Source organism: Halomonas sp. ND22Bw, assembly GCF_003011945.1.
Taxonomy (GTDB): domain Bacteria; phylum Pseudomonadota; class Gammaproteobacteria; order Pseudomonadales; family Halomonadaceae; genus Halomonas; species Halomonas halophila.
The window spans coordinates 1-230 of record NZ_PXWD01001930.1 but is presented as its reverse complement, the minus strand read 5'-3'; the positions used below and the strand labels follow the sequence as shown (position 1 = coordinate 230).

General features: G+C 61.7%; 1 protein-coding gene. It reads left to right on the top strand.

All coding sequences use genetic code 11. The features are described from left to right. Positions 1 to 230 (top strand): phage late control D family protein (locus CVH10_RS25020; RefSeq protein ID WP_181244786.1); only part of this gene is annotated, 230 nt, incomplete at both ends.

Genomic DNA, 230 nt, shown 5'->3' with positions numbered 1-230 from the left:
CCTGGCCGAGAGCTACCCCAAAAGAGACTACCGAACCCAGTGGCTCGAAACCGACTACCAGTTCATCAGCCGGTTGTGCGAGGAGTGGGGCATCAGCTTCTTCTTCGCGCATTCGCAAGGCAAGCATCGCCTGGTCCTGGCCGACACCATGGCGGCTTATCGCCCGAATCCCAGCGCCGCCTACCAGGCCCTGAGCTTCTACCCGCCCGGCCACAAGATCGACGAGGAAT